Here is a 5,559-nt window from a genome sequence, read left to right as displayed (position 1 = left end):
CACTCACTCCCCCCCACCCCCCGACACCACCCCCCCTCCCCCCCACGCCCCTCTCCCGATCGTGGCCGTGGCCCGCGCCGGCGCAGGCCACGCTCGGGCGCTCAGCGGACCGCGAACACCGGCGGGTGATGCGCGCGCACCGGAGGCGGTGCGGCGGTGTACTTCTCGATCTGCACCAGCACGTGCGCCCCGGTGTAACCTCGCGCCAGCGCTGAGGTCCCGACGTCCTCGGTGAGCACGTTCGGGTTGCCGTGCACGCACATCGAGTCCGGGTCGGCCGGGTCGGCGGGGTCGAACCACGCCCCGGTCGACAGCTGCACCACCTGCCGCCGCACCCTGTCGTCGAGCACCGCCCCGGCCAGGCATGCGCCCCGGTCGTTGAACACCCGCACCACGTCGCCGTCGGTCACGCCGCGGGCCTCGGCGTCCGCCGGGTTCATCCGGATGGGTTCGCGCCCGGCGACTTTCGAGGCCTGGCTGACGGCGCCACCGTCGAGCTGGCCGTGCAGCCGGCCGGCGGGCTGGTTGGCCAGCAGGTGCAGGGGGTAGCGGCTGGCGCGCGGACCGCCGAGCCACTCGTCGGGTTCGAACCACGCCGGGTGTCCGATGCAGTCGTCGTAGCCGAAGCTCGCGATGTCGGCGGAGAAAATCTCGATCAGCCCGCTAGGAGTGGCCAGCCGGTGTGCCGCCGGGTCCGCGCGGAAGTCGGCGAGCAGGGTCAGCCCGTCGTCGGTGGGCAGTCGCAGCCGGCCCGCCCGCCAGAACTCGTCGAACGGTGGGATCTCGAAACTCAGTGTCACCGACCATGTCTGGTAGAGAGGACGGAGCCATTGCCGTGATGTCCGCCCCTCGGTGAAGGTGTCGGCGACATCCAGCCGGCGCGCCAGCGCGGCGAACGTGTCATAGTCGTCGCGGGACTGTGCGTAGGGCTCGGTGAGCCTCGGCATCGCCATCAGAACGGGGTCGTTGCGGGAGCCGGAGAAGTCGTCGCGTTCGGCGAAAGTCGTTGAAGGAACCACGATGTCGGCGTGCTTGGCCATCGGCGTCCAGTACGGTTCGTGTACCACGACGGTGTCGGGCCTGTGCAGCGCGCGTCGCAGCCGGGGCAGGTTCTGGTGGTGGTGGAACGGATTGCCGCCGGCCCAGTAGACCAGTCTGATGTCGGGATAGTGCAGCCGCAGGCCGTTGTAGTCGAACGGTTCGCCCGGGTGCAGCAGCATGTCGCTGACGGCCGCCACCGGGATGAACGTGCTGACCGGGTTGATCCCCTGGGGCAGCCGGGGCAGCCCGCACCGCAGCGGTGCCAGCCCCGGCTCGTTCATCGACCCGTAACCGTGACCGAAGCCGCCTCCGGGAAGGCCGATCTGGCCGAGCATCGCGGCCAGCGTCAACCCCATCCAGGGCGCCTGCTCGCCGTGGCGGGTGCGCTGCAGCGACCAGCTCACGGTCACCATCGTGCGGTTCGCCGCCATCCGCCGGGCCAGCCCGGTGAGGTCGTCGGCGTCGAGCCCGCAGATCGGTGCGGCCCACTGCGGCGATTTCGGTATCCCGTCGTCGGATCCGAGCAGATAGCGCTCGAACTTCTCATAACCGGTGCAGTACCGGGACAGGAACTCGCGATCGGCCAGCGATTCGGTGGCCAGCACGTGGGCCAGTGCCAGCATGATCGCCACGTCGGTGCCCGGCACCGGCGCATACCAGTCGCAGTCGCCGTCGACGTCGTCCCGCAGCGGCGAGAACGACACGATGTGACCGCCACGCGCGCGGAACCGGTCCAGCGCGTCGCGGGCCGGGTGGGCGGTGGTGCCGCCGTGGTTGACCCCCGTGTTCTTCAGCGCCACACCGCCGAAACACACCATCAGTTCGGTGTGTTCGACGATGACATCCCACTGGGTGGAGCGTTTGAACAGGTCGTCGTGGGTGCCCACCACGCGGGGCATGATCACCCCCGTCGCTCCCAGGCTGTACGAGTGGCGCGAAAAGGTGTATCCGCCAAGGCAGTTCAGAAAGCGATGGACCTGACTCTGGGCGTGGTGGAACCGCCCGGCGCTGGACCAGCCGTAGGAGCCGCCGTAGATCGCCTCGTTGCCGTGGGTGTCGATGACACGGCGCAGTTCGCCGGCGAGAAGCTCGGTGAGTTCGTCCCACGACACCGTGACGAACTCGTCGGCACCGCGCCGCTCGTCGGGGCCGGGGCCGTCGTCGAGCCAGCTCCGCCGTATCGCCGGTGCGGTGATGCGGGAGACGTGCCGGACCGACCCGGGCAGATTTCCCAGTGCCGGAGACGGGTCGCGGTCACCGGGTAACGGAGCCACCGCCGCGATGTCGCCGGATTCCACCGTGGCCGTGAACGCGCCCCAGTGCGTGAGGCTGGTCGGAGCTGCGCACACGGCCACGAGAGTAGGCGGCGCCGCTCCGGCAGTGGACCAACCATCCGGTTGGATGGGGTAGGTTGACGGCATGGGCGCACCCGAAGCCAAATCAGTCATCGCCTACCAGCGCACGCTGTTCGAGCCGGAGCACGAGATGTTCCGGGACTCGTTCCGCGCCTTCCTCGACCGCCACGTCGGGCCGCACCACGAGGAGTGGGAGCAGAACAAGCTCGTCGACCGGGACGTGTGGCTGGAGGCCGGCAAGCAGGGTTTTCTCGGCATGGCCGTGCCCGAGGAGTACGGCGGTGGCGGCGTGGACGATTTCCGCTACAACACGATCATCACCGAGGAGATCACCGCCGCCCGGTACAGCGGTCTGGGCTTCAGCCTGCACAACGACGTCGTGGCGCCGTATCTGATCCGGCTGGCCACCGAGGAGCAGAAGCAGCGGTGGCTGCCGAAGTTCTGCAGCGGTGAACTCATCTCGGCGATCGCGATGACCGAACCGGGCACCGGCAGCGATCTGCAGGGCATCAAGACCCGCGCGGTCCGGGACGGCGACCACTACGTGCTCAACGGCGCCAAGACGTTCATCACCAACGGGATTCACTCCGATCTCGTGATCGTGGTGGCCCAGACCGATCCGGACAAGGGCGCGCTGGGCTTCTCGCTGCTGGTGGTCGAACGCGGTATGGAGGGCTTCGAGCGGGGCCGCAAACTGGACAAGATCGGTCTCGACGCGCAGGACACCGCGGAGTTGTCGTTCACCGACGTCAAGGTGCCGGCGGAGAACCTGCTCGGCGAGGAAGGCCAGGGCTTCATCTACCTGATGCAGAACCTGCCGCAGGAGCGGATCAGCATCGCGATCATGGCCGCCGCCGCGATGGAGGCCGTGCTCGACGTGACGCTGCAGTACGCCAAGGAGCGCAAGGCATTCGGCAGGCCCATCGGCAGCCAGCAGAACAGCCGCTTCCTGCTGGCCGAGCTGTCCACCGAGGCCACCGTGGTGCGGATGATGGTCGACGAATTCATCAAACTGCATCTGGAGGACAAACTCACCGTCGAGCAGGCCGCGATGGCCAAGTGGTACTCCACCGAGAAGCAGGTCCATCTGATCGACCGCTGCCTGCAACTGCACGGCGGGTACGGGTACATGCGCGAGTACGACGTGGCCCGCGCGTACCTCGATGCCCGCGTGCAGACCATCTACGGCGGCACCACCGAGATCATGAAGGAGATCATCGGGCGCAGCCTCGGCGTGTGACCGGCGGCGATGCGCTCGCAGGCCGCAGGTCCACCGCATATTCTTGGCCTGGATTTCGGCGAGGTGGCTTGGCTATCGACGTTCACTGAAGCAAAGTGAACGGACGCGGTAGCTTTTCCAGAATTTTGCAGGAGCTTGCAGAAGGACCAGTCGCCGACCGCGGGGAGGAACAATGAGCCGGCAGCCGACGCTGCGCCTGGGATTGGTCGGTCGTCTGACCGTCGGGCTGCTGGGGGTCGCGGTGGCGCTCCTGCTGGCCCCACCCGCGGCGGCGCAACCCGAGGTCGAGGCCAACAACGCGATCACCGCGGCGTGGCAGGCCGGCGGTGGGGACACCGGGCCGTTGGGTCCCCGCTCGGGTGACGTCTACCCGGCCGGTGATGGTTTCGCCCAGAACTTCGCGGCCGGGAAGATGTTCTTCACCCCGGCCACCGGCGCTCATTTCATGCAGGGCGCCATCCTGGAGAAGTACGAGTCGCTCGGCGGCCCCGCCGACAGCGACCTCGGATTCCCGACCATCGACGAGGGCCCCGGCCGCGCCCCTGGCAGCCGCAACAGCACGCTGAGTGCTCCCGACAATCCGGTCATCTTCTGGACGCCGGCGACCGGCGCGAGGGTGGTCCGCGGCGCGATCAACGCGGCGTGGGACAGGCTGGGTGGCTCGTCCGGCGTGCTGGGGGTGCCCGCTGACGACGAGACCTACGACGGCTCGGTCGTGAGCCAGCGGTTCACCGGCGGCGAGTTGTCGTACGACTCGCGTGCCAAGACGTTCACCACGGTGCCCCCCGAACTGGCCGGCCAGCTCGCCGGCCTGGAGGTTCCCGACGATCCGGTCACGGCGATCAACGCGGCGCGCCGCGCAGCGGGTGGGCCGCTGGGACCGCTCGGCGCCGCCGAGGGCGAGCCGTACGAGATCGGCGCCGACGGGATGGGCCAGGACTTCGTCAACGGCAAGATCTTCTACAGTCCGCAGACCGGCGCCAACGTCGTCACCGGCCAGGTGTTGGCCAAGTACGAGAGTGTGGGCGGTCCGGAAGGCGACCTCGGCTTTCCGATCACCAGCGAGCGTGACGGCGGCCTCGCGCCGGCGAGCCGCATCAGTGCGTTCGCCGCCGAGGACAAACCGGTGATCTTCTGGACCCCCGACCACGGCGCGGTGATCGTGCGCGGGGCGATGAACGCGGCGTGGGACAAGCTCGGTGGCGCAACCGGGGAACTCGGCGCACCGGTGGCCGATCAGACGCAGGACGGCGACGTGATCACCCAGCGGTTCAGCGGCGGCGTCATCTCGTGGGACACCGAGGCGAAGAAGTTCAGCACCGAACCGGCCGGGCTCGCGCCGCAACTGGTCGGTCTTGAGGTGCCGGGCGATCAGCCCCCGCAGGCGCCACCGCCGCCGGCGCAGGCCTCGGAGAACAGCGAGAGTTCCGGGCTGAAGTGGACCTGGTGGTGGCTGCTGGCCATCGTCCCGCTGCTGCTGCTGGCCGGTCTGGCGGCCTTCGCCGTGGTCCGCGCCCGGAGCCGCCGCCGTGACGAAGGCCCGTTCGGCGATCCCTTCGGCAGGCCGGCGGCAGACGACGGCCACGCGTACGAACCCGCACTGCCGGGTGGTGGACCGCAGCTCGGGCAGGACGGCGGCCGGGAGGACGAGTTGTTCGGCGACCGTTACGCCCGGGAGGGTCTCGGGTCGCTCGGCTCGACCGCATCCCCGATGGCCGGGGACGTCGGGGCAGAGCCGCACACCTTCTGGGGTTCGCAGTCCGGCGGTGACCGTGCCGACGAGCAGGATACGGCTGTCGCGATGACGAAGTGGACCAAGGTGGTGCGCCGCTCGGTCGCGCTGTCGGTGGCGGCCCTCGTGCTCACCTCCTGCGGGTCGTGGAAAGGCATCTCGAACGTGCCGTTGCCGGGTGGGCCCGGCAC

At 69.3% G+C, this 5,559-nt stretch carries 3 protein-coding genes; 2 read left to right on the top strand and 1 reads right to left on the bottom strand.

Annotation, left to right across the window (positions count from 1 at the left end; genetic code table 11):
• Window positions 1–101: 101 nt before the first annotated feature.
• Window positions 102–2,390, bottom strand: a complete 2,289-nt coding sequence (locus ASJ79_RS17610) for a molybdopterin guanine dinucleotide-containing S/N-oxide reductase (RefSeq protein WP_067957720.1) — start codon at window positions 2,388–2,390, stop codon at window positions 102–104.
• A 70-nt stretch (window positions 2,391–2,460) separates the two neighbouring features.
• On the opposite strand from ASJ79_RS17610, the gene ASJ79_RS17605 reads away from it, so the two are divergent.
• A complete protein-coding gene (locus tag ASJ79_RS17605; protein ID WP_067957717.1) occupies window positions 2,461–3,636 on the top strand; it encodes an acyl-CoA dehydrogenase family protein in 1,176 nt (391 codons plus the stop codon).
• A 172-nt stretch (window positions 3,637–3,808) separates the two neighbouring features.
• Window positions 3,809–5,559: LGFP repeat-containing protein (locus ASJ79_RS17600; protein ID WP_231750893.1), on the top strand; the 1,751-nt coding region annotated here is incomplete at its 3' end.

This window comes from Mycobacterium sp. NAZ190054 (genome assembly GCF_001545925.1).
Lineage (GTDB): Bacteria > Actinomycetota > Actinomycetes > Mycobacteriales > Mycobacteriaceae > Mycobacterium.
The sequence above is the reverse complement of the archived record's forward strand: the minus strand, read 5'-3'. Positions and strand labels throughout refer to the sequence as shown.

Coding starts and splice junctions, on each gene's coding strand:
- ASJ79_RS17605 (WP_067957717.1), top strand. CDS start 2,461: ATGGGCGCACCCGAAGCCAAATCAGTCATCGCCTACCAGCGCACGCTG.